The organism is Streptomyces sp. NPDC002076 (genome assembly GCF_053593835.1).
The window spans coordinates 133719-155853 of sequence record NZ_JBSFDI010000015.1 but is presented as its reverse complement, the minus strand read 5'-3'; the positions used below and the strand labels follow the sequence as shown (position 1 = coordinate 155853).

The 22135-nt window shown below is 73.6% G+C and carries 21 protein-coding genes; 15 read left to right on the top strand and 6 right to left on the bottom strand.

Annotation, left to right across the window (positions count from 1 at the left end; all coding sequences use genetic code 11):
* The first annotated feature begins 5 nt into the window (after nucleotides 1-5).
* The 4 genes from ACWCQS_RS29285 (at nucleotide 6) to ACWCQS_RS29270 (ending at nucleotide 3942) form a co-directional block, all read left to right on the top strand.
* Nucleotides 6-557 carry a YbhB/YbcL family Raf kinase inhibitor-like protein gene (locus ACWCQS_RS29285; RefSeq protein WP_451007228.1) on the top strand — a complete coding sequence of 184 codons (552 nt, stop codon included), beginning with the start codon at nucleotides 6-8 and terminating at the stop codon, nucleotides 555-557.
* 41 nt (nucleotides 558-598) lie between these two features.
* A complete protein-coding gene (locus tag ACWCQS_RS29280; protein WP_451007227.1) occupies nucleotides 599-1465 on the top strand; it encodes a PPK2 family polyphosphate kinase in 867 nt (288 codons plus the stop codon).
* 17 nt (nucleotides 1466-1482) lie between these two features.
* Entirely contained in the window at nucleotides 1483-3006 is a 1524-nt protein-coding gene (locus tag ACWCQS_RS29275; RefSeq protein ID WP_451007226.1) for an FAD-dependent oxidoreductase, read from the top strand.
* A gap of 81 nt (nucleotides 3007-3087) precedes the next feature.
* Nucleotides 3088-3942, top strand: a complete 855-nt coding sequence (locus ACWCQS_RS29270; RefSeq protein ID WP_451007225.1) for a polysaccharide deacetylase family protein — start codon at nucleotides 3088-3090, stop codon at nucleotides 3940-3942.
* A 63-nt stretch (nucleotides 3943-4005) separates the two neighbouring features.
* Here ACWCQS_RS29270 and ACWCQS_RS29265 read toward each other — a convergent pair whose 3' ends face one another.
* Nucleotides 4006-4677: an ABC transporter gene (locus ACWCQS_RS29265; protein WP_451007224.1), complete on the bottom strand. Its 672-nt coding sequence runs from the start codon at nucleotides 4675-4677 to the stop codon at nucleotides 4006-4008.
* A complete protein-coding gene (locus tag ACWCQS_RS29260) occupies nucleotides 4674-5552 on the bottom strand; it encodes an ABC transporter ATP-binding protein (RefSeq protein WP_451007223.1) in 879 nt (292 codons plus the stop codon). The genes ACWCQS_RS29265 and ACWCQS_RS29260 overlap by 4 nt, the downstream gene beginning before the upstream one ends.
* Before the next feature lie 81 nt (nucleotides 5553-5633).
* Between ACWCQS_RS29260 and ACWCQS_RS29255 the strand changes: the two genes are divergently transcribed.
* From ACWCQS_RS29255 to ACWCQS_RS29235, 5 genes are all read left to right on the top strand, one after another.
* Nucleotides 5634-6368 (top strand): peptidyl-tRNA hydrolase, encoded by a 735-nt coding sequence (locus ACWCQS_RS29255; protein ID WP_451007222.1) that lies wholly within the window; start codon nucleotides 5634-5636, stop codon nucleotides 6366-6368.
* A gap of 107 nt (nucleotides 6369-6475) precedes the next feature.
* A complete protein-coding gene (locus ACWCQS_RS29250) occupies nucleotides 6476-7792 on the top strand; it encodes a DUF692 domain-containing protein (protein WP_451007221.1) in 1317 nt (438 codons plus the stop codon).
* 249 nt (nucleotides 7793-8041) lie between these two features.
* Entirely contained in the window at nucleotides 8042-8815 is a 774-nt protein-coding gene (locus tag ACWCQS_RS29245; RefSeq protein WP_451007220.1) for a DUF4142 domain-containing protein, read from the top strand.
* Between the two features lie 106 nt (nucleotides 8816-8921).
* The gene (locus tag ACWCQS_RS29240; protein ID WP_451007219.1) at nucleotides 8922-9701 is read left to right on the top strand and encodes a TIGR04222 domain-containing membrane protein; all 780 of its coding nucleotides are present in this window, start codon (nucleotides 8922-8924) and stop codon (nucleotides 9699-9701) included.
* Between the two features lie 167 nt (nucleotides 9702-9868).
* Nucleotides 9869-11509 carry an alpha/beta hydrolase gene (locus ACWCQS_RS29235; RefSeq protein ID WP_451007218.1) on the top strand — a complete coding sequence of 547 codons (1641 nt, stop codon included), beginning with the start codon at nucleotides 9869-9871 and terminating at the stop codon, nucleotides 11507-11509.
* Nucleotides 11510-11519: 10 nt separating this feature from the next.
* Here the strand turns inward: ACWCQS_RS29235 and hemQ are convergent, their stop codons facing one another.
* Complete coding sequence (hemQ, locus tag ACWCQS_RS29230) at nucleotides 11520-12251, bottom strand: hydrogen peroxide-dependent heme synthase (protein WP_451007217.1); 732 nt, start codon at nucleotides 12249-12251, stop codon at nucleotides 11520-11522.
* A gap of 5 nt (nucleotides 12252-12256) precedes the next feature.
* Nucleotides 12257-13780 carry a protoporphyrinogen oxidase gene (gene hemG / locus ACWCQS_RS29225; RefSeq protein ID WP_451007216.1) on the bottom strand — a complete coding sequence of 508 codons (1524 nt, stop codon included), beginning with the start codon at nucleotides 13778-13780 and terminating at the stop codon, nucleotides 12257-12259.
* Nucleotides 13781-13919: 139 nt separating this feature from the next.
* Between hemG and ACWCQS_RS29220 the strand changes: the two genes are divergently transcribed.
* Together ACWCQS_RS29220 and ACWCQS_RS29215 are read left to right on the top strand one after the other, a co-directional pair.
* Nucleotides 13920-14897, top strand: a complete 978-nt coding sequence (locus ACWCQS_RS29220; RefSeq protein ID WP_451007215.1) for a DUF4349 domain-containing protein — start codon at nucleotides 13920-13922, stop codon at nucleotides 14895-14897.
* A 27-nt stretch (nucleotides 14898-14924) separates the two neighbouring features.
* Nucleotides 14925-16319 carry an FAD-dependent oxidoreductase gene (locus ACWCQS_RS29215; RefSeq protein WP_451007214.1) on the top strand — a complete coding sequence of 465 codons (1395 nt, stop codon included), beginning with the start codon at nucleotides 14925-14927 and terminating at the stop codon, nucleotides 16317-16319.
* Between the two features lie 269 nt (nucleotides 16320-16588).
* Here ACWCQS_RS29215 and ACWCQS_RS29210 read toward each other — a convergent pair whose 3' ends face one another.
* Nucleotides 16589-16858: a hypothetical protein gene (locus tag ACWCQS_RS29210; RefSeq protein ID WP_388624380.1), complete on the bottom strand. Its 270-nt coding sequence runs from the start codon at nucleotides 16856-16858 to the stop codon at nucleotides 16589-16591.
* A gap of 91 nt (nucleotides 16859-16949) precedes the next feature.
* Between ACWCQS_RS29210 and ACWCQS_RS29205 the strand changes: the two genes are divergently transcribed.
* Nucleotides 16950-17774 (top strand): rhomboid family intramembrane serine protease, encoded by an 825-nt coding sequence (locus ACWCQS_RS29205; RefSeq protein ID WP_451007213.1) that lies wholly within the window; start codon nucleotides 16950-16952, stop codon nucleotides 17772-17774.
* A gap of 10 nt (nucleotides 17775-17784) precedes the next feature.
* On the opposite strand, the gene hemE is transcribed toward ACWCQS_RS29205, so the two are convergent.
* Nucleotides 17785-18825: a uroporphyrinogen decarboxylase gene (gene hemE / locus ACWCQS_RS29200; RefSeq protein ID WP_451007296.1), complete on the bottom strand. Its 1041-nt coding sequence runs from the start codon at nucleotides 18823-18825 to the stop codon at nucleotides 17785-17787.
* A gap of 159 nt (nucleotides 18826-18984) precedes the next feature.
* Here hemE and ACWCQS_RS29195 point away from each other — a divergent pair, with 159 nt between their 5' ends.
* The 3 genes from ACWCQS_RS29195 (at nucleotide 18985) to ACWCQS_RS29185 (ending at nucleotide 22085) form a co-directional block, all read left to right on the top strand.
* Nucleotides 18985-19662 carry a DUF3000 domain-containing protein gene (locus ACWCQS_RS29195; protein ID WP_451007212.1) on the top strand — a complete coding sequence of 226 codons (678 nt, stop codon included), beginning with the start codon at nucleotides 18985-18987 and terminating at the stop codon, nucleotides 19660-19662.
* Nucleotides 19663-19942: 280 nt separating this feature from the next.
* The gene (locus tag ACWCQS_RS29190; RefSeq protein ID WP_055709811.1) at nucleotides 19943-20599 is read left to right on the top strand and encodes a response regulator transcription factor; all 657 of its coding nucleotides are present in this window, start codon (nucleotides 19943-19945) and stop codon (nucleotides 20597-20599) included.
* Nucleotides 20600-20792: 193 nt separating this feature from the next.
* Complete coding sequence (locus ACWCQS_RS29185; RefSeq protein WP_451007211.1) at nucleotides 20793-22085, top strand: ribonuclease D; 1293 nt, start codon at nucleotides 20793-20795, stop codon at nucleotides 22083-22085.
* The last annotated feature ends 50 nt before the right edge of the window (nucleotides 22086-22135 follow it).

Sequence of the window (22135 nt, the reverse complement as noted above, 5' to 3'; positions counted from 1 at the left end):
CGGGCATGCGCAGAAGCTGGGTGATCGCCGTGGCCGCGATGGCCTTCGCCGCGGGCTGCGGGAACGGTGTCGAAACGGCCGTCGCGCCCTCCCCCGTCGCCGCCCGCCGGCTGACCGTCACCAGTACGGCGTACGCCGACCGCGGCACCATCCCGCGCCGGTACACCTGCGACGGCGCCGACGTCTCGCCTCCGCTGTCCCTCGCCGGCGTACCCGCGGGCACGGCCTCGCTGGCCCTGCTTCTGCGGGACGCCGACGCCGCGCACGGCAGGTTCACGCACTGGCTGGTGTGGGACATCGACCCGCACACCAGGCGGCTGTCCACCGGGGAGCATCCGCGGGGGGCGGGCGAGGGCCGCAACGACTTCGGGAGGACCGGGTACGGCGGTCCGTGCCCGCCGCGCGGTGACCAGGCGCACCACTATGTCCTCACGGTCTACGCCGCGGACCGCCGTGTGTCGCCGGGCGCGGGGGCCACGTCGGCGGATCTGCTGCGGGCGCTGTCCGGGCACACGCTCGCCGTGGGCGTGTTGATGGGCCGGTACGGGCGGGGGTAGTCACCGGCGCCACGCAGACGCACGACCCGGGATCCGGAGGGATGGTGCCCGTGGCGAAGAAGAACGGCAGGGACCTGCGGGAGGCGCTGCGTCTCCCGCCCGGTGAGCCCGTCGAACTGGACGCGTACGACACGCGGGCCACACCCGGTGCCCCCGGTGGGAAGAGGACGGCCCTGCAGGACACCGCACGCACGGGAAAGCGACTGGCCGAGTTCCAGGCGCGGTTGTGGGCGGCGAGCACGGCGGGGGACCGGCGGCGGGTGCTGGTGGTGCTCCAGGGGATGGACACCAGCGGCAAGGGCGGCACGGTCAAACACGTCATCGGCCATCTCAACCCGGCCGGCTGCCGGATCCGGGCGTTCAAGGCGCCCACCGAGGAGGAGCGGCGGCACGACTTCCTGTGGCGGGTGCGCCCGGCACTGCCCCGGCCGGGCGAGATCGGCATATTCGACCGCTCCCACTACGAGGACGTGCTCATCGCCCGGGTCCGGCATCTCGCCCGGCCCGCCGAGATCGGCAGCCGCTACGGCCTCATCAACGACTTCGAGCGGTCCCTCGCCGAGGACGGCGTGACCGTGGTCAAGTGCTTTCTGCACATCTCCCGCGAGGAGCAGCGGCGCCGCCTGCTGTGCCGCCTGGACCGCCCGGACAAGCACTGGAAGTTCGATCCCGGTGACATCGACGAGCGCGCGCTGTGGCCCGCCTACCGGGAGGCGTACCAGCTGGCCCTGGAGCGCTGCGCGGCGCCGTACGCGCCCTGGTATGTGATCCCGGCGGACCGCAAGTGGTACCGGAACTGGGCGGTCGGCCGCCTGCTGCTGGAGCATCTGGAGGAGCTGGATCCGCGGTACCCGAAGGGCGACTTCGACGTGGCGGAGTGCCGGGAGCGGCTGCTGAAGGGGGCGTAGCCGGGTACCCGGCGGCCATGCGGGAACAGTGGCAGGTCACCGACTCGTACTGGCTCCGGACCGCACCGGGGCCGTCCCGTCCCCGGCTGAGCGAGGACCTGGACGTGGACGTGGCCGTCGTCGGCGCGGGCATCGCCGGGCTGAGCACCGCGTACGAACTGGTCCGGGCCGGGCTGCGGGTCGCGGTGCTGGAGGCCGGGCGGGCGGCGGCCGGGGTCACCGGACACACCACGGCCAAGCTGACCGCCCAGCACACCCTCGTCTACGACCGGCTGCGGCGCACCCGCGGATCCGAGGGGGCGCGGCTGTACGCCCGCTCGCAGTCGGAGGCGATCGAGCGCGCGGCGGCGCTGGTGGCCGAGCTGGGCATCGGCTGCGAGTGGGAGACCCGGGACGCGTACACGTATGTGCGGGACCGGTCGCGCGTGGACGAGGTGCGGGCGGAGGCGGAGGCGGCGCGGGAGGCGGGGCTGCCGGCCGCGTTCACCACGGAGACCGGGCTGCCGTTCCCGGTGGCGGGCGCGGTCCGGGTGACGGGGCAGGCGCAGTTCCATCCGGTGAAGTACCTGCGGGCGATCACCGAGGATCTCGTGGCGCGCGGCGGTCAGGTGTACGAGCGAACGCGGGTCGTCGGGCTGCAGGAGGGCGGAGAGCCCTGCCGTCTGACGACCGAGGTGGGCCACACGGTCACGGCGCGGGACGTCGTGATCGCCACCCACTACCCGGTGTTCGACCGGGCCCTGCTGTTCGCCCGGCTCGCCCCGCGCCGGGAACTGGTCGTGGCGGGCCCGCTGGGCGCCGGCCCCGACCCGGAGGGCATGTACATCACGCCGGAGGAGAACACCCGCTCGGTGCGCACGGCGCCGTACGGCGCGGACGGGCAGCGGCTGCTGGTCGTCACCGGGGAGCACTTCACGCCCGGCACCGGCGATGTGCGGGCCGGCTTCGACGGCCTCGCCGCCTGGGCCGAGGAGCACTTCCCGGGTGTGGCCCTGGACCACGCCTGGGCCACCCAGGACAACGACTCCACCGACACCGTGCCGCTGGTCGGCACCTTTCACCCGGGTGCCCGGCACACCTACGTCGCCACCGGCTTCGGCGGCTGGGGCCTGAGCGGCGGCATCATGGCCGGGCTGCTGCTGACCTCGCTGATCACCGGGCGGGACTGCGCCTGGCGCGAGCTGTACGACCCGCGGCGGCTGAAGCCGGTGGTGCGCGAGGTGCCGTCGCTGCTGAGGACACAGGCGGAGGTGGCCCGGCACTTCGTCGGCGACCGGCTCAGACCGCCGGCCTCGGTGGATGGCCTGGCGCCCGGCGACGGGGCGGTGGTGCGGGCGGACGGCGGCCGGCTCGCGGTGCACCGGGACGACGAGGGCGCCCTGCACGCGGTGTCGGCCCGCTGCACCCACCTCGGCTGTCTGGTCGCCTTCAACCGGACCGAACGCGCCTGGGAGTGCCCCTGCCACGGCTCGCGCTTCGACGTCGACGGCGCGGTGCTCCAGGGCCCGGCGGTGCGGCCGCTGGAACAGCGGGAGATCTGAGGGCCGCCGCGCGGGTGACCGTAACGCCGCGCCATGGAACATATCGCCATACAAGCGGTCATCCAGACCTACGTTCATACGGTGACCACTCGAGTACGCCGTATCAGTGCCCTCAGTGCCCTGGGCGTGGCCCTCGCCGCCTGCGGTACGGCGAGCCACCCGGGCGGTGTCCACCGGCCCCCGGCCAGGCCGTCCGTCGCCGCCGCCCCGTCCGCCTCGCGGCCGCCCGTGCTGGCCCCGGGTCCCGGCGGCCTGACCCCGGTCTTCGAGCACGGCCCGCGCACCCTGGGCAAGACCGTCGCGCTGACCTTCGACGCCGACATGTCCGCCGACCAGGGGCCCCGCGCCGCCGCCGGCGAGCACTTCGACAACCCGGACCTCATCGGCACCCTGCGCGCGCTGAAGGTGCCGGCGACGATCTTCATGACCGGCCGCTGGGCCGACCAGTACCCGACCGAGGCCAGCAGCCTCGGCCACGACCCGCAGTTCGAGGTCGCCAACCACTCGTACAGCCACTACGCGTTCACGGCCGACTGCTACGGCCTGCCCACCGTCGCTCCCGACAGGATGCGCTCGGAGGTGGAGCGGGCGTACGCCTCCCTGCGCAAGGCCGGCGTGCCGCACGCGCTGCCGTACTTCCGCTTCCCCGGCGGCTGTTACGACCGGCGGGCGCTGCGCGCGCTGAGCGGGCTCGGGGTGACCGCGATCCAGTGGGACGTGGTGAGCGGGGACGCGTTCGCCACCGACGCCGACGCCGTCACCAAACAGGTGCTGGACGGGGTGAAGCCCGGCTCGGTGGTCGTCATGCACTGCACCCGCAGCGCCGCCCCGACCACCGAGCGGGTCGTCCGCGCGGTCGTACCGGAACTGCGCGGGCGCGGCTACCGGTTCGTGAAGGTCTCCGAGCTGATCGGCGAGACCGGCGGGCACCGCTGACGGTCCTTTGGAGCCCGCCGGGCCGCCGTGTGCCATGGGGCCTGCTCGGGGTGACCGGCTCGCTCAGGGGGACCGTCGGGCGGTGAGCCGGCCGGCCAGGGCGAAGGCCACGGCCGTGAGCAGCGCCGCCCCGGCCAGCGGCAGCAGCGCCACCGGCGCGCGGCCGGTCTGCGAACCGGTGACCAGACCCTGGACCGCGGCCTGCGCCGGGGATCCGGTGAGCACCACCGCCAGCAGCGCGCCCAGCAGCATCGCGGGCACCGCGCGGCCGCTGGAGCGCAGCAGCGGCCGGTTGGTGAGCGCGCCGACGGCCGCGCCGAGCAGCGCGCAGGTGAGCGTGGCTGGCAGCCCGGCCGCGCCCGCCCGCGGCAGGGGTACGGGAACGCGGTGCCCGTTGCTCGCCGGGTCGCTGATCAGCGTCACCATCGCGGTCGCCACCACCCCGAGCGCCACCGAGGAGAGCAGTGCCGTCAGCAGACAGGCGAGGTGTGCCCGGGCGGGGCCGCGCGCGGCGGCGACACAGGCACGGGCCGCGTCCGGCTCGCCGGTGACACAGATCCGCACCAGCCAGGCGGCCACCGGGAGCAGACCGGCGGCCGTGTAGCCGAGCGAGTCGAGGACGGGCTGGCCGCTCTGCACGCCGATCCCGAGGAACGCGGCGTACAGGATCACCGGCGGGAGCCAGCGCTGGGAGCGCACCAGCAGGTCGGCCTGGTAGCGCAGGAGTGCGGTCATGGGCGGCTTCCGGGGCTCGGTACGGGGTCGTCCGGGGGCGGGGTGACGCTCACGACGTGCCAGGGCGGGCGTGCCGTGAGCAGGGTGCGCAGGACGACGTCGGAATGGGAGGCGGCGACACCGAGGCGGTAGGTGCCGGGGGCGGTCTCCTCGGCACAGGCGGCGGTCCGGGCCGCGTCGGGCGGCAGCCGGCCGCCGGCCGGTCCGCGCACGGTGACGAGGGTGAGCGGCCCGGCCGGTGAACTCACCTGGTCCGTACGGCGCTTGAGACCGCCGTCGAGCACGGTGTACGTCGCGTCCGGTGCCCCGGCCAGCCGGCGCGGGTCGTGGTCCACGAACACCACGGCGCCCCCGGCGGCGGTCCGCTCGGCCACCGCCCGCTCCAGCTCGGCCCGCGCCGCCGCGTCCAGTCCGGTCCAGGCCTCGTCCAGCACCAGCAGCTCCGGCTCACCGAGCAGCGCCTGGGCGACGGCGACCTTCTGGCTGCCGCCCTTGGAGAGCTGCGCCATCGGCGTACCGGCGTACGCCCCGGCACCGAAGCGCTCCAGCCAGGTGCCCGCGACGCGGTGTGCCGTCCGTCGGCTCAGGCCGTGCACCGTGCCGAGGTGGCTGAGGTAGCCGAGGGCGGTGAAGGGGAGGGCGGAGGGGAAGCGCTCGGGGACGTACGCGGTGCGGGGGTGGCCGGTGACACGGCCCTCGCTGGGGGCGTCGAGCCTTGCGAGGAGGCGGAGCAGGGTGGATTTTCCGGTGCCGTTCGCTCCTTCCACGCGGGTGAGGGTTCCGGGGGTGACGGTGAGGTCGACGCCTCTTAACACCCAGGGGCCGCGGATGCCGTAGCGGCGGCCTACGGCGGTCAGTCGCAGGTCATGTTGCATGAGGACATTCTCCGGTTCCGGCCCTGGGCTCGATCAGCTTGCCGGTCGGACACAGCCGCGGGCCCCTTAAGGTTGGCTGGTGTGAGCCAGGTTTCAGCCTCCACCGCAGACAGCCCCTTCCAGTCCGAGCGCAATCCGCGCGACGAGGCGCCCCAGTTCGTGCTGCCCCTCGTCGTACGGATCGAGAAGAGCGCGCCCCCGGCGCGTACCGACGCGCTGGAGACGGCCGCCCGGGCGGTGCTGGTGCTGCTCGGCGACGAGCGGGCGCACGGGGACGGCGAGTGGGCCGAGGCGGTACGGAGCTGGGAGGACGCACGGATCCGCAAGGTCGTGCGGCGGGCCCGGGGCGCCGAGTGGCGGCGGGCCGAGGCGCTGCCGGGGATCACGGTGACCGGCAAGTCCGCGCAGGTACGGGTGTTCCCGCCGGTCCCGCTCGACGGCTGGCCCAAGGACCTGGCCAAGCTCCAGGTGTCCGGCACCGAGCTGGACGACCCGGAGCCGCCGGTCGCCGCCGACCCGGCCCAGCCCGTGCTGTGGCTGAACCCCGAGCTGGAGATGTCGGCCGGGAAGGCGATGGCGCAGGCCGGGCACGGTGCCCAACTGGCCTGGTGGGCACTGTCCGACGCCGAGCGCACCGCCTGGCGGGACGCGGGCTGCGCACTGGCCGTCCGTACGGCCGACCCCGCCGACTGGGCACGGCTGGCCGGCAGCGGCCTGCCGATGGTGCGGGACGCCGGCTTCACGGAGATCGCGCCGGGCAGCTGCACGGTCGTCGCCGACCATCCGGCGCTGCCGACCGGACCCGACCGGCGCTGAAGCTCAAATGTTGCTCTGAACACGACACGGAGGAGGTTCGGGTCCGGGCGCCGGGGCCATACCCCCGTCATTCGGCGGAGGGGTTGGCTCGACGGAGGGGAGGCGCCATGCGGCGACTGGGCACGGGGATCGGCTGGCGGCCGGAGATCGCGGACGCCGTGGAGCACATGCCGGGCATCGACTGGGTGGAGGTCGTGGCGGAGAACGTCTGCCCCGGCCACCTTCCCGAGTCGCTGCTGCGGCTGCGCGAGCGCGGCGTGACCGTGATCCCGCACGGCGTCTCCCTCGGCCTCGGCGGCGCCGACCGCCCCGAGGAGGCCCGGCTGACCGCACTGGCGCAGCGTGCGGAGGCCCTCGGTTCTCCCCTGGTCACCGAGCACATCGCGTTCGTCCGCGCGGGCGGCCCGCTCACCGCCTCCCCGCTCCTGGAGGCCGGGCACCTGCTGCCGGTGCCGCGCACCCGGGACGCCCTGGACGTCCTCTGCGAGAACGTCCGCATCGCACAGGACGCCCTTCCGGTGCCGCTGGCCCTGGAGAACATCGCCGCACTGTTCTCCTGGCCGGGCGAGGAGCTGACCGAGGGGCAGTTCCTGTCCGAGCTGGTCGAGCGCACCGGCGTACGGCTGCTGATCGACGTGGCCAATCTGCACACCAACCACGTCAACCGGGGTGAGGACCCGGCCGAGGCGCTGGCCGCGCTGCCCGTGGAGGCGATCGCCTACGTCCATGTCGCGGGCGGCTTCGAGCGGGACGGCGTCTGGCACGACAGCCACGCCCACCCCGTGCCGCGCCCGGTGCTCGACATCCTGACCGACCTGGCCGCCCGCACCGCGCCGCCCGGCGTGCTCCTGGAACGGGACGAGAACTTCCCCGAACCCGGCGAGCTGGAGGGGGAGTTGACCATGATCCGGGACGCGGTGGCGGCTGGGCGCACCCGGGCCGCCGGGAGTGCGGGGGCCGGTGCCGCCGGTGGCTGGGCGGGCGGAGGTGTCGCCGTCCTGGCGCGGCCGACGGTCCGTGCGCGGGAGCGGCTCGCCGTCGCCCAGGCCGCCGTACTGTCCTCGCTGGTGGCCGGGACGCCGGTGCCCGAGGGGTTCGACCGGGTGCGCCTGGGGGTGCAGGCACGGGCACTCGCCTCGAAGCGGGCGGACGTGGTGGCGAAGGTGGCGCCCGAGCTGCCGGTGATTCTCGGCGCCGGGTACCGGGCGGCGTTCCTGGACTACGCCCGGGTGCGGCCGATGACCGGGGGCTACCGACGCGACGCCCTGGATTTCGCCGGGCACGTGCTGAAAGCGGACCGGCCGCAGGACCCGGGGTCTCGCCGACAGCTCCGTGAATGGTGGCTGGACCGGGCGGGTCCGGCACCGAGGTCGGGCGGACGGGTGGCCCGGGCGGCGCGGAGGCTGCTGCCGCGGAGGGCGTGACTGCCCGCAGCTACGGCGCGAGTGCAGGTGCGGCGACGGCAACTGCCCAGGGGCGCGGGCTGTATCGATGTGCGGCTCCGCCGCGTGGGCGCGACCAGCCACGACGCACCCGCAGTCGCCAACGCGCCGCATCCCCGACGGCATCCACGCGCACCCCCGAGCCCGGCGGCAGCCGCACGCAGCCGAGTAATATGCCGCCCGCACCCCACCCCCCTGCACAGTCGCGTGCGGTGCGCTACAGGAGGCGTCATGCGACCCCGACCCCCCGTCAAGGGCCGAGGCATATTCAGCGGCACAGGGCTCATCATCGCGGCCCTCGCGGCGACCGCGGCGGCGCTGCTCTACCCGCTCTGGTCCTACGCCGACCGCCAGAACCCGGCGGCCGGTGCGACCGTTCTGAGCACGCAGACCGTGACGACCCCCTACGGCCCCCTGTCCGCACAGGACCGGGACTTCATCACCAAGGTCCGGCTGGCGGGGCTGTGGGAGCTGCCCGCCGGCGAACTGGCGGAGCGCAAGGGCACCACGGCGGCCGTCCGCACGGCGGGCCAGCACCTGGTGGACGGGCACGCCTCACTGGACGCCCATGTCCGCACCGTCGCCACCCAACTCGGTGTACCGCTGCCCAACGAGCCGAACGCACAGCAGCAGCAGTGGCTCGACACCCTGAAGACGGCGCAGGGCCAGGACTTCGACCGCCGGTTCGCCGGCATCCTCCGGCTCGCCCACGGCCGGGTGTTCGCGCTGGTCGCCGAGGTCCGGGCCGGCACCCAGAACTCCCTGGTCCGCGATCTCGCCGACGACGCGAACGCGACCGTCCTGGATCACATCAAGGTGCTGGAGGCGACCGGGTACGTCGACTTCGCCGCGCTCGCGAGGGAGCTGGCCTCCTCGCCCAGCCCCGTACCGGCCCCGCCCGCCGTCGACCCGAGTGCCGCGGTGCCGGTCACCCCGTCGCCGGCCGAGTCGTACTCCCTGCCGCCCGCCACCACCAGCCCGCCGCCGGCGACGAGCGGCTCCTGACCTGCCTGACCTGGGCGCGAAACGGAATGTCACAGACCGCCAACACTGTGTCCGGATGATGAACAGGGCATGGCGCCCACCCAGGCCTCTGACATAGAAACACGTCATGTTCTGGGTCCTTCTCCTGCTCCTGGCCTGGGCTTTCGCCGGTACGGCGTGCACCCGGCTGTGTCTGGCGGCCGTCCGCGCGGCAGCCCTGGACGCGGATGCCGCGACGGCGGACCGGGAGCGCGATCTGACGCTGTACGAGGCGGCCTTCCTCTCCGGCGGCCCGGCCCGCGTCGCCGATGTGACGATGGTCGCCATGGCCCGCCAGCGGCGCCTGCTGCTCGCGCACACCGGCTGGGCCACCGTGGTGGACCCCCAGGGACGCGACGAGATGGAGCGGTCCGTCATAGGGGCCATAGGTCCGGAGGGGCAGTCGCGCATCGCACCCGCGCGGGCCCGGGCGGCCGGTGCCGAGGCGGTGCGGCGGCTAGCCGACCGGCTGGTGCGCTCCGGTCTCGCCGTCCCCGACGGCAGCGGTGCGACCGTGGGCGCCGCTGTCCGCCAGGTGCGCGCCGCCGTGCCGGCCGTGGCGGTGCTCGGGGTGACCGCGCTGCTGCTGCCCATCCAGACCGGGACGCCACGGCTGCTGGTCGCACTGTGGTTCGCCCTGCCCCTCATCCTGTCCCTGAGCTGCCTGGCCATCGCCCGGTTCGAGGTGCACCCGTACTCGCGCTGGGCCTCCCCGGCCGGGCAGCGGCTGCTGGGCGCCCTGGTGCGCAGGCCGGCCGGCGACGAACGGTCGTTCCTGACCTCGGTCGCCGTACGCGGGATCCGTGCGATCGGTGAGCCGCAGCTGCGCGCCGCCTTCACCCACCGCGACCAGCCCTGGCGGGAGTGAGAGCGCCCGGGGGGTCTCCCCGGGGTCGTTCCAGGGGCGCATAGGGGGCATAGGGCCGACACCGGCCGGATGGTGCTTGCCTTCACCGAGAACCGAACGAAATATCCCTTTTGTTGTCGCCGGGGCGTGGCAGCCCTGCCATCGCCGCCGCACCGAAGGGATACGCGATGAGAGCTGCCGCCCTGTACTCGGCCGCCGGGTCCTTGCTGCTGACCACCCTGGCCGTCGCCCCGGCGGGCGGTGCGGCCGGCGCGGTCGGGGAGCCCGCCGCCACGGCCGAGCTGCGCGGCACCGAGGTGGCCGCGGCCCGCGCCCGGGCGGCAGGCATCGACTTCGGCCCGTGTTCCGCCGCCGATGTACCGGAGGCACCCCGCGGTGTGCGGTGCGGCACGGTGACCGTCCCGCTCGACTACGCCCACCCGGACGGCACCCGGATCAAACTGACCGTCAGCCGGATCCCGGCGACGCAGAAGGACCCGCGCAACAGCAAGCGGAAGGTCCCCCGGCAGGGCGCCCTCGTCTACAACCCCGGCGGCCCCGGCGCGTCCGGCATGTACTTCCCGCTGAGCGGCACGGTCCCGCAGTGGCAGCGGATCGCCGCCGCCTACGACCTGGTCGGCTACGCCCCGCGCGGCGTGGGCCGTTCGGCGCCGCTGTCCTGCGAGGACCCGAAGCGCTTCGTCAAGGCGCCCACCACGGCGCCGGCCCACCCGACGGAGGCGTTCAAGCGGCAGCGCATCGCCGAGGCCAAGGCGTACGCGCGCGGCTGCGCCCGGCGCTCGGGGAGCAAGCTGCGCTTCTACACCTCGCTGAACAACGCCCGGGACCTCGACGTGCTGCGGGCCGCGCTGGGTGAGGACCGACTGACCTTCGTCGGAGCGTCGTACGGCACCTACTTCGGCGCGCTGTACGCGGCCATGTTCCCCTCGCACGTACGGCGCATGGTGCTGGACTCGGCGGTGAACCCGGACCCGACGAAGGTCTGGTACCGCGACAACCTCGACCAGTCGGCCGCCTTCGAGGACCGCTGGGCGGACTTCCGGGACTGGATCGCCCGCCACGACGACGTCTACAGGCTCGGGAACACCGCGGCGAAGGTGCAGCGCAGCTACGACACCGCGGTCCGGCGCCTGGCCGCGAAGGCGGCCGGCGGGAAGGTCGGTCCCAGCCAGCTGCAGAGCGCGTTCCTGACGGCCGGGTACTACGACGACTTCTGGCCGAGCCGGGCCGAGGTGCTCTCGGCCTATCTGCACGGCAACCCGAAGCCGCTGGTCCGGCTGGCCACGCCGAGCCCGGAGACGGCCACCGATGCGGAGAACGGCAGCGCGGTCTACACGGCCGTGGAGTGCAACGACGCGCCCTGGCCCACGGACTGGAAGGTGTGGGACCGGGACAACACCCGGCTGGCCCGGGTGGCGCCGTTCGAGACGTGGGCCAACGCCTGGATGAACCTGCCCTGTGCGTACTGGCCGGCGCCCCGGCAGCAGCCGCTGGACCTGCGGACCGGGCCGGGTGAGCTGCCGCCGGTGCTGATCCTGGCGGCCGAGCGGGACGCGGCGGCGCCGTACCCCGGGGCGCTGGAGATGAACCGGCGGCTGGCCGGCTCGGTGCTGGTGACCGAGCGGGACGCGGGGACGCACGGGATCGGGGGCGGGCCGAACCAGTGCGTCAACGGGCACCTCGACGCGTATCTGCTGGAGGGGCGGGTTCCGGGGCGGCGCGCGTCGTGCGCGCCGCACGGGTTGCCTCCGGCGGCCGGGCCGGCGAAAGAGGCTCGGCGAGGCTCTTTGCGGGCCGGGCGGCGCTAGGGGGCGCGCTTCAGGCCAGGCCCGCCACCAAGTCCGCGATGTCCTTGCGGCGGCCTGTGAAGAACGGGATCTCCTCGCGGACGTGCATGCGGGCCTCGGAGCCGCGCAGGTGGCGCATGAGGTCGACGATGCGGTGGAGCTCGTCGGCCTCGAAGGCCAGGATCCACTCGTAGTCGCCGAGGGAGAACGAGGCCACCGTGTTGGCGCGCACGTCCGGGTAGCCGCGGGCCATCTTGCCGTGGTCGGCGAGCATGCGGCGGCGGTCCTCGTCGGGCAGCAGATACCAGTCGTAGCTGCGCACGAAGGGGTACACGCTGACGTAGTTGCGCGGGGTCTCGTCGGCGAGGAACGCCGGGATGTGCGAGCGGTTGAACTCGGCGGGGCGGTGCAGCGCCATGTTGGACCACACCGGCGTGAGGGCGCGGCCCAGCTTGGTGCGGCGGAAGAGGTTGTACGCGTCCTGCAGCTGGTCGCTGGTCTCGGCGTGCCACCAGATCATGAGGTCGGCGTCGGCGCGCAGGCCGGAGAGGTCGTAGGTGCCGCGGATCGTCACGTCCTTGGCGGCGAGCTGGTCGAACAGCTCCTGGACCTCGTCGGCGTAACCCGCGCGGTCCTCCGGCAGCACGTCCTTCAGCTTGAAGACCGACCAGAGGGTGTAGCGGATGACCTCGTTGAGGTCCTTGGCCAGCTTGCCCTTGTTCGGGATCCTGCCGGACTCGGTGGTGGGGGCGTCGTCACTCATGGTCCCTATTCTCCCGCTCCGCCGTGGAGGCTCTGCACCGGGTTGGCCGCAAGCTCCCGGATTCCGCTCAGGTCGCCGCCGAGCTGGTCGACGGCCGCGTATGCGCTCGCGATGCAGGCCGGGATGCCGACGCCGTCGTACTGCGCACCGCACACCGCGAGGCCCGGCAGCTCGGCGACGTGCTCGCGGATGCGGGCCACGCGCGCGTGGTGCCCGACCGGGTACTGCGGCAGGCCGTCGGTCCAGCGGGTGACCCGGGTCCGCAGGGGTACGGCGTCCAGGCCGGTGGCCTCGCGCAGGTCGTGCCGGGACACCTCGACGAGGGCGGCGTCGTCCCGCTGGAGGATCTCCGTCTCGCCGTGCCGGCCCACGGAGGTGCGCAGCACGAGCACGTCCGGGTCCTCCTCGGCGATCCAGCCCCATTTGCGGGAGGCGAACGTGGACGCCTTGATGGCGCGGCCGTCGACGGGCGGCACGAGGAAGCCGCTGCCCTCCGGGAGGTCGGCGTCCGCACGCCGGTAGGCGAGGGTGACGAGGGCCATCGAGGCGTACTCGACAGCGGCGAGTTCGGCCGCCGCGGCCGGGGCCTCGGCGCGCAGCAGGCCGGCGGCCGCACCTGCGGGCACGGCGACGACGACCGCGTCCGCGTGCAGCACACGGCCGCCCGCGACCACGCGCCAGACCGTGTCCGGCCGCGCCGCCGCGGAGGGCTGCGCGAGCGGCGAGCCGTCGGCGCCCGCGCCGTCCGCCTCCGGCCTGCGCACCCTTCTCAGCTCCGTCACCGTGGTGCCGGTCAGGATCTCCCCGCCCCGCGCCCGCACCGACTCCGCGACCGCGAGCGGCAGGGTGCCGACTCCGCCCTCGATGCCCATGAAGACCGGCCCGGTCTGCTGGTTCGCCGCGGCCTTGGCCTGGATCTCGCGGACCGCCTCCGTGAGGGAGGCGTGGGTGCGGGCGGCCTGGAAGAGCTGCGGGACGGCCGAGCGCATCGAGATGCGGTACGCGTCGCCGGCGTACACCCCGCCGAGCAGGGGCTCGACGAGGCGGTCGACGACTTCGCGGCCGAGGCGTGCGGCCACGAACTCCCCCACGGCCACGTCGTCGCCGACCTCGGTGCGCGGCAGGTCGGCGTCGCGCTCGATGCGGGCCAGGCCCTCGTCGGAGAGCACTCCGGAGAGCGCGCCGGCGGTGCCGGGGACACCCATCACATGGCCCTTGGGCATGGGTCGCAGGGCGCCGCGGGTCCAGATCGAGGCGGTCGCGGTGGCCGGCGGCTGAAGCCGCTCGGTCAGACCGACCTCGCGGGCGAGGGCCACGGCCTCGGGGCGGCGGGCGAGCATCGACTCGGCGCCGAGGTCGACCCGCACGCCCGCGATCTCGCCGGGGAGCAGCTTGCCGCCGACCCGGTCCGCGGCCTCCAGCACGGTCACGCGCGCGCCGCGCCCGAGCAGCCGGTGGGCGGCGGCCAGCCCGGCGACACCGGCACCGATGACGACGACATGCCCCGTGGGCGTACCCGTTGCGCTCATGCCCCCACTTTCTCAGACCCCACTGACACTCCGGCCAGGGCCCGAGGTCCCCCGCACCGGGGACCGTCGGCCGAACGTTCCGGCACGTCCGGTCGTCGTAGGAACGTCACAGGCCGCACAGCCCTCGGGGGTACCGCTCATGCGCACAGCACGTTCCGCACGACCCGCACGTCCCGCCAGGGCCCTGGCCCAGATCCTGCTCGCCGCATCCCTCGCCCTCGCCGGGTGCGGCGGCGCCGCCGACGACAACACGGGCGGCGGCACCTCGGCGAAGTCCGCGGCGAACGGCGCGGACGTGGCCGCCGGACCGCGCACGGCGGACGGCACCAAGCCCGCGGCACCGAGGACACCACGGCTCACCCAGAACGCGATCATCCGGACCGCGTCCCTCACCCTCCAGGTGAAGGACGTGCCCAAGGCCCTGGACCAGGCCCGGACCACCGCGGCGGACGCGGGCGGCTACGTCGGCGAGGAGAGCACGAGCCGGGACGCCGGCGGCCATGAGCACACCCGGGTCGTGCTGCGGGTGCCCGGCGCGAAGTACGACGAGGTGCTCGCCGGGCTCCAGGGCACGGGCCGGCTGATCGACCGTACGGCCCAGGCGGAGGACGTCACCGACCAGGTCGTCGACGTGGACAGCCGCGTCAGGTCGCAGCGGGCCAGTGTGGACCGGATCCGCGCGCTGATGGCCCGGGCGACCAAGCTGAGCGATGTCGTCGACCTGGAGGGCGAGTTGAGCAGCCGTCAGGCCGACCTGGAGGCGCTGCTGGCCCGGCAGGCGTCCCTGAAGGACCGCACGAGCCTCGCCACCATCACGCTGTCGCTGTCCGAGACGCCGGTGAAGAAGGCCTCCGGTGACGACTCCCCCGGTGTCGTGGACGCGCTGTCCGGTGGCTGGCACGTGTTCGTGAGCATGCTGCGCTGGATCGTCCTGGCGCTCGGTGCCGCCCTGCCGTTCGCGGCGTGCGCGGCGCTGCTGACCCTGCTGTGGCTGCGGGTCGTACGGCCCCGGCTGCCGCGCCGGCCGGAGCCCGCGCCCGCAATGACCGCGCTGGGACCGCTGCCGTCGGCCCGCCCCGCGCCGGAGTCCGCCGAGGAGCGGCCCGACCGCGACTGACCTGCCCGCGCCCCGTAGCGTGGTGCCATGAGCGTGCGCGGCGGGCGGGGCGGGACGGAACGACTGGTCGTGATCGGCGGGGACGCCGCGGGCATGTCCGCGGCGTCGCAGGCACGCCGGCTGAAGGGGCCCGGCGAACTGGAGATCGTGGCCTTCGAACGCGGCCACTTCACCTCCTTCTCGGCGTGCGGCATCCCCTACTGGGTGGGCGGCGACGTCCCGGAACGGGACGAACTGATCGCCCGCACCCCCGAGGAGCACCGGGGGCGCGGGATCGATCTGCGGCTGCGTACCGAGGTCACGGAGATCGACGTGGCCGGGGCGCGGGTACGCGCGCGTGACGTCGATTCCGGCGCCGAGTCCTGGACGCCGTACGACAAACTCGTCATCGCCACCGGCGCGCGGCCGGTCCGCCCCGGCCTGCCCGGCGTGGACGCCCCCGGCGTGCACGGCGTGCAGACCCTGGACGACGGCCAGGCCCTGCTGGAGACGCTGGCACGCACGCGTGGCCGCAGGGCCGTGGTCGTGGGCGCCGGCTACATCGGCGTGGAGATGGCGGAGGCGCTGATCAACCGCGGCTTCGAGGTGACGGTCGTCAACCGCGGCAAGGAGCCCATGTCGACGCTCGACGCGGACATGGGCCGGCTGGTGCACCGGGCCATGGAGGGCCTCGGCATCACCATGGTGAACGACGCCGAGGTCACCAAGATCCTCACCGGGGAGGACGGCCGGGCCCGCGCGGTGGCCACGGAGGACGCCGAGTACCCGGCGGACGTCGTCGTCCTCGGCATCGGCGTCCGCCCGGAGACCGCCCTCGCGAGGGCCGCCGGCCTCCCCCTCGGCACGCACGGCGGCCTGCTCACCGACCTCGCGATGCGGGTGCGCGGCCACCGGAACATCTGGGCGGGCGGCGACTGTGTGGAGGTGCTCAACCTGGTCTCGGGCCAGGACCAGTACGTGCCGCTCGGCACCCATGCCAACAAGCACGGCCAGGTCATCGGCACCAACGCCGGCGGCGGTTACGCCACGTTCCCGGGCGTGGTCGGCACGGCGGTCAGCAAGGTCTGCGACCTGGAGATCGCCCGCACCGGTCTGCGCGAGAAGGACGCCGACCGGGTGGGCCTGCGGTACGAGACGGTCACCATCGAGTCCACCAGCCGCGCCGGTTACTACCCGGGCGCCTCCCCGATGACGGTCAAGATGCTCGCCGAACGCCGCACGGGCCGGCTGCTCGGCGTCCAGATCGTCGGCCGGGAGGGCGCGGCGAAACGGGTCGACATCGCCGCGGTGGCGCTGACCGCGCAGATGACGGTGGAACAGATGACAGCCCTGGACCTGGGCTACGCCCCGCCTTTCTCCCCGGTGTGGGACCCGGTCCTGGTGGCGGCGAGAAAGGCGACGGCGAAGGTGCGGGTCTCCTAGGTCCTGTCGTCAAACTCCCGCCGTCCGCCCGGAGGGCGGGCCTCGCGCCCGCCGCGGAGCAGCTGATGTATGCAGTAGGTGCGTGCTCTGGGGGTCCCCCCCGGCCCAAGGCTGGGGGAGTGCCGGGCCCTGGCCCTCGTACTGGGCGTACTTGGGCCCGGGCCCTGTACGGCGAGTGGGGGTGCCCCCTTTGGGGGAGCGTGCATGGCGTCGCGGGGCTGGGGGCACCGCCCGGCCGAAGGCTGGGGGAGGGAGTTTGACGACAGGGCCTAAGCCGTTCCGCTGATGCGGGGCAGAGCCGAGACGGCCGCCGGTGGCTGCTCGCCCGCCGGTTTCGCGTGTGTGGCGGTGGGCCGGGTCGACCGCAGCCGATAGCTGACGGCCTCGTCCAGCGTCACGGGCCGCTGCATCTGCGAAGCCAGCCGTCCGGCCTCCTGGCCGAGCCGTGCGACGTCCTCCCAGGGGAGCCGTACGACCAGGGAGATCTCCGCCTCACCGTCGGGCAGCGCATGCATCGGAGGAATGATTCGTTCACTCATCGCCTGTCCTCACGTCGGTTGACGAGAGATACGCACACTCACCCCACGCCGTTCACCGATTCGCCCGCCGCATCCCGGGCACTACTTCTGTGTGGTCATCCCCGTCCATGACATGAACCCGGTGCGCCGCACGCCCTGGGTGACGTACGCCCTCATCGCCGCGAACGTCCTGGTGTTCGTCACCACGCCCGGCATAGCCGGTTCCGTGGCCGGCGGCAGCGGCCTGGCGCAGTTGTGCCATCTGCAGGCCTTCATGGACCACTACGCGGCGGTCCCCCGAGAGCTGATCCACCATCAGATGCCCAGGCTGGTCCCGACGGGCGGCGTCGGTGTGGGCCCGCACGGCCCGGGCTGTGTCGTGGCGCCGCCGGCCTACGACAAGTCGCCGCCGCTGTCGGTCTTCACGGCCATGTTCCTGCACGGCAGCTGGCTGCACCTGCTCGGGAACATGCTCTTCCTGCTGATCTTCGGCAACAACGTCGAGGACCGGATGGGCCACATCCGCTTCTTCCTTTTCTACGTCGTCTGCGGTTACGCGGCCGGATACGGTTTCGCGCTGCTCAACGACAGTTCGGGCGACCCGTTGATCGGCGCGTCCGGTGCGATCGCGGGGGTGCTCGGCGCCTATATCGTGCTGTGGCCGAGGGCGCGGGTGTGGGTGCTCGTCCCGTTCCTGGTCTTCCTGCCGCTCCGGCTGCCCGCCTGGCTGGTGCTGGGCTTCTGGTTCCTGCTGCAGGCGGTCTACTCGTCCGGGCACGGCGTGTCCGGGGCGGGCACGGTCGCGTACGCGGCGCACGTGGTCGGATTCGTGGCCGGCATGCTGCTGGCCTGGCCGCTCAAGCCCGGCACGCCACCCCCGCCGGAGCCGCGCGGCCTGCTGTTCGGCAGGCGGGCGCGGCCCCGCTACACCTGGTGAGCCGGCCGGGTCAGCGGGCCGTCGCGGTGTGGACGTAGTCCACGAGCCGGGTCAGCGCGTCCGGGTCGGTGTTCGGCAGGACGCCGTGGCCGAGGTTGAAGACATGGCCCTCCAGGCCGGCGGCCGCGTCCAGCACCTCGCGGGCCTTGGCCTCGACGGTGTCCTTGTCGGTGAACAGGACCGTCGAGTCGAGATTGCCCTGGAGCGCCTTGCCGGGGCCGACGCGGCGCTGCGCCTCGTCCAGCGGGACGCGCCAGTCGACGCCGACCACGTCCGCGCCGGCCTCGCCCATGAGCTTCAGCAGCTCGCCGGTGCCGACACCGAAGTGGATGCGCGGGACGCCGTAGCCGGCGACGGCGTCGAAGACCTTCGCGGAGGCGGGCATGGCCGAGCGCCGGTAGTCCGCCGGGGCGAGGGCGCCGACCCAGGAGTCGAACAGCTGGACCGCGCTCGCGCCGGCCTCGATCTGCACCTTCAGGAAGGCGGCCGTGATGTCGGCCAGGCGGTCCAGCAGGTCGGCCCACAGCTCGGGGTCGCCGTACATCATCGCCTTGGCGTTCTCGTACGTGCGCGAGGGACCGCCCTCGACGAGGTAGCTCGCGAGGGTGAAAGGCGCACCCGCGAAACCGATCAGCGGAGTGCTGCCCAGCTCCTTGGTGAGCAGGCCGATGGCCTCGGTGACGTAGGGGACGTCCTCGGGTGTGAGGTCGCGCAGCCGGGCCAGGTCGGCGCGGGTGCGGATGGGCTCCTCGACGACCGGGCCGACGCCCGGCTTGATGTCGAGGCCGAGGCCGACGGCCTTCAGCGGGACGACGATGTCGCTGTAGTAGATCGCCGCGTCCACGTGGTGCCGGCGCACCGGCTGCAGCGTGATCTCGGTGACCAGCTCGGGCCGCATGCAGGACTCCAGCATGGGGATGCCCTCGCGCACCTTGCGGTACTCGGGCAGGGAGCGGCCGGCCTGGCGCATGAACCACACGGGGGTGTGCGGCACGGGTTCGCGCCTGCACGCCTTGAGGAAGGCGCTGTCGTACGTCGCTGTCGGCTGCATGCTGGTCTTGGCGGTCACAGAGGCAAGTTTCGCATGCCGTCGGACGCGGTTCGCCCCTGCCCGGTGCCGGCCGGGAGTCGGGGCGCTCGCCCGTGGCCACGTGCGTCGCGGTGGTGTCTTGCCCTGCGCGAAGGCCCGGTTCCCCTTACTCTTCCCCGCATGGCTGCGGCTCACGGACGAATGTCGGACAGCGCTGACGGATTGGACGACGTGAAGGACACCGAGGAGGCGGACCGGCGTTCCGGAACTTCGGGGCCGCCGGCGTTCCAGGCCGCGGTCGAAGCCCTGCGCAGCAGCCGGCTGCGGCCGCAGGTCGAGGTGGAGCCCACGCCCGCCCCGCAGCGGCTCGCCCCGTACACGTACGCGCTGGAGGCCGTGGTGGTCGACGGCGAACAGGAGCTGGCCGATGGACGCCTGGTGCTGCTGCACGACCCGGCGGGTCACGACGCCTGGCGCGGCACCTTCCGGCTGGTGACGCTGGTGCGCGCGGAGCTGGAGCCGGAGATGGCCGCCGATCCGCTGCTGCCGGAGGTCTGCTGGTCATGGCTGACCGGGGCGCTGCAGGCGCGCGGGCTCGGCTACGGCGAGCCGAGCGGGACGATCACACGCGCGAGTTCGCACTACTTCGGCGGGCTGGCCGAGCGGCCGGCGGCCTCACAGATCGAGATCCGGGCGTCCTGGACGCCCCGGGAGGGTCTCGGCGGCGTGCCGGACACCGCCTCCCATCTGGCCTCCTGGTGTGATCTGCTGGCCCAGGTCGCGGGGCTGCCGCCGGCCGGTCCGGGCGACGCCTCGGTGGTGACGCTGCCGCAGCGCAGGGGCCCGCAGTCACGGTGAGCGCGGCCGGCGAACCGGCGCTTCATCCGCATGGGCGCCTTATTGACCATCCCTTTGTCGATACGGCCACTTTCCGACCTCGAATGGCACCCTCTCGAACCGATTCGATCTTCGGATGATCGATCGCATGTCCGAATTGCACAGATTGTTACTCACTAGATCGTGATCATTCTCTAAAGGCGGACGACTTTGCTGCCGAAGACGACTGTGACCTTGAAAGCACGGTTCGTCCCGGCTTCCTCCCCACAAGCCGGCCCCGTCCCCCCACCCAGGAGGCCTGGTGTCCGTTCTCCTCGAGCAGCCCGCAAGCCTGGTCGCCTACCGCCCGAACAAGCCGACCGCCATGGTGGTCGTGGCCGACCCGCGCGTCCGTTCCACCGTCACCCGCCATCTGTGGGCGCTCGGCGTGCGCGATGTCATCGAAGCCTCGTCCATCGCGGAGGCTCGTCCCCGCATCGGCAACCCGCGCGACATCTGCGTCGCCGACGTCCATCTGCCCGACGGCTCCGGCCTGACCCTGCTGTCCGAGACCCGCGCCGCGGGCTGGCCCAACGGGCTGGCGCTGTCCGCCGCCGACGACATCGGCGCGGTGCGCAACGCCCTGGCCGGCGGGGTCAAGGGGTACGTCGTCACCGGCACCCGTACCAACCTCGGCCTGCCCACCCGGCCCGGCGCCGCTCCCCTCGGCGCCGCCCGGATGCACCGCCGCCCCCCGGGTGCCCCGAGCCACCCGGGCGGCTACCGCGAACTGTCCGGCCGCGAGGTCGAGGTGCTGCGGCTGGTCGCGGAGGGCCAGTCGAACAAGGCGATCGGCGTGTCCATGGGCCTGTCCGCCCTGACCGTCAAGAGCCACCTCGCCCGCATCGCCCGCAAGCTGGGCACGGGCGACCGGGCCGGCATGGTTGCCGTGGCCCTGCGCACGGGGATCATCCACTGAGCCGAGCCGAGCACCGGGCCGAGCGTCCAAGCGATCATTGTCCACCGAGCCACCCGTTGAGCCGTTCAGAGCAGCGGACGGTTCACTCCGTGAACCGCACCTTTCACCGACCTGACTGGTTTACGACCCTCCAGCGCCCGCCGACGGAACGTTCCGTCGGCGGGCGCCGTCCACACACGGATACCCTTGACAGGTGACCGACGCCCAAGAGACCGCAGCAGACAGCTCCCTGCGCATCACCGGAGGCACTCCCCCGGACGACGCCGGATCTTCTGTGATGGGGGCGCCGACACCGCTTCTCGAACCCCGCGAGGGCATTCCGCCCGTCGTCGCCGACGAGGCCTCGCTCGCCAAGGTGGTCGCCGCCTTCGCCGCGGGCTCCGGCCCGGTCGCCGTCGACGCCGAGCGGGCCTCCGGCTACCGCTACGGCCAGCGCGCCTACCTGGTGCAGCTGCGCCGCGAGGGCGCGGGGACCGCGCTGATCGACCCCGTCGCCTGCCCCGACCTGTCCGGGCTCGGCGAGGCGCTGTCCGGCGTCGAATGGGTGCTGCACGCCGCCACCCAGGACCTGCCCTGCCTGCGTGAGATAGGCATGGTCCCGGCCCGGCTCTTCGACACCGAGCTGGCCGGAAGGCTCGCCGGATTCCCCCGGGTCGGCCTCGGCGCCATGGTCGAGAACGTGCTCGGCTTCGTCCTGGAGAAGGGCCACTCCGCCGTCGACTGGTCGACCCGGCCGCTGCCCGAGCCGTGGCTCAGGTACGCCGCGCTCGACGTGGAGCTCCTCGTCGACCTGCGCGACGCCCTGGAGAAGGAGCTGGACCGGCAGGGCAAGCTGGAGTGGGCCCTGCAGGAGTTCGACGCGATCGCGGCCGCGCCGCCGGCCGAGCCGAGGAAGGACCCGTGGCGCCGCACGTCCGGGATGCACAAGGTGCGCAGGCGCCGGCAGCTCGGTGTCGTACGGGAACTGTGGGAGACGCGGGACCGGATCGCACAGCGGCGGGACGTCTCGCCGGGCAAGGTGCTCAGTGACGCCGCCATCGTGGAGGCGGCGCTCGCTCTCCCGGCCAACGTCCATGCGCTCGCGGCGCTGAACGGGTTCGGGCACCGGGTGGGACGGCGGCAGCTGGAGCAGTGGCAGGCGGCGGTCGACCGGGCCAAGGCCCTGCCGGATTCCGCGCTGCCCCAGCCGGGTCAGCCCGTGACCGGGCCCCCGCCGCCGCGGGCCTGGGCCGACAAGGATCCCGCCGCCGCGGCCCGGCTGTCCGCGGCCCGGGCGGGGATCACCGCTCTGGCCGAGCAGCTCAACATGCCGCAGGAGAACGTGGTGTCCCCGGACACGGTCAGGCGTATTTGCTGGGAACCACCGAAGGTGATCGACGCCGGCTCGGTGGAGACCGCCCTGGCCGGATACGGGGCGCGGGCGTGGCAGGTGGAGCTGGTGGCGCCGGTGCTGGTCGCCGCGCTGGCCAGGAACCAGGGTGCCTGACCGCCGTAGGGCTTGATCGCGTTCGGCGCCCGCACGTCGAGATCAAGCCA

Bases quoted from the DNA above. Each gene is read 5' to 3' on its own strand.
- ACWCQS_RS29285 (WP_451007228.1), top strand. From the start codon at position 6: ATGCGCAGAAGCTGGGTGATCGCCGTGGCCGCGATGGCCTTCGCCGCG.
- ACWCQS_RS29280 (WP_451007227.1), top strand. From the start codon at position 599: ATGGTGCCCGTGGCGAAGAAGAACGGCAGGGACCTGCGGGAGGCGCTG.
- ACWCQS_RS29275 (WP_451007226.1), top strand. From the start codon at position 1,483: ATGCGGGAACAGTGGCAGGTCACCGACTCGTACTGGCTCCGGACCGCA.
- ACWCQS_RS29265 (WP_451007224.1), bottom strand. From the start codon at position 4,677: ATGACCGCACTCCTGCGCTACCAGGCCGACCTGCTGGTGCGCTCCCAG.
- ACWCQS_RS29260 (WP_451007223.1), bottom strand. From the start codon at position 5,552: ATGCAACATGACCTGCGACTGACCGCCGTAGGCCGCCGCTACGGCATC.
- ACWCQS_RS29250 (WP_451007221.1), top strand. From the start codon at position 6,476: ATGCGGCGACTGGGCACGGGGATCGGCTGGCGGCCGGAGATCGCGGAC.
- ACWCQS_RS29245 (WP_451007220.1), top strand. From the start codon at position 8,042: ATGCGACCCCGACCCCCCGTCAAGGGCCGAGGCATATTCAGCGGCACA.
- ACWCQS_RS29240 (WP_451007219.1), top strand. From the start codon at position 8,922: ATGTTCTGGGTCCTTCTCCTGCTCCTGGCCTGGGCTTTCGCCGGTACG.
- ACWCQS_RS29235 (WP_451007218.1), top strand. From the start codon at position 9,869: ATGAGAGCTGCCGCCCTGTACTCGGCCGCCGGGTCCTTGCTGCTGACC.
- hemQ (WP_451007217.1), bottom strand. From the start codon at position 12,251: ATGAGTGACGACGCCCCCACCACCGAGTCCGGCAGGATCCCGAACAAG.
- hemG (WP_451007216.1), bottom strand. From the start codon at position 13,780: ATGAGCGCAACGGGTACGCCCACGGGGCATGTCGTCGTCATCGGTGCC.
- ACWCQS_RS29220 (WP_451007215.1), top strand. From the start codon at position 13,920: ATGCGCACAGCACGTTCCGCACGACCCGCACGTCCCGCCAGGGCCCTG.
- ACWCQS_RS29215 (WP_451007214.1), top strand. From the start codon at position 14,925: ATGAGCGTGCGCGGCGGGCGGGGCGGGACGGAACGACTGGTCGTGATC.
- ACWCQS_RS29210 (WP_388624380.1), bottom strand. From the start codon at position 16,858: ATGAGTGAACGAATCATTCCTCCGATGCATGCGCTGCCCGACGGTGAG.
- hemE (WP_451007296.1), bottom strand. From the start codon at position 18,825: ATGCAGCCGACAGCGACGTACGACAGCGCCTTCCTCAAGGCGTGCAGG.
- ACWCQS_RS29195 (WP_451007212.1), top strand. From the start codon at position 18,985: ATGGCTGCGGCTCACGGACGAATGTCGGACAGCGCTGACGGATTGGAC.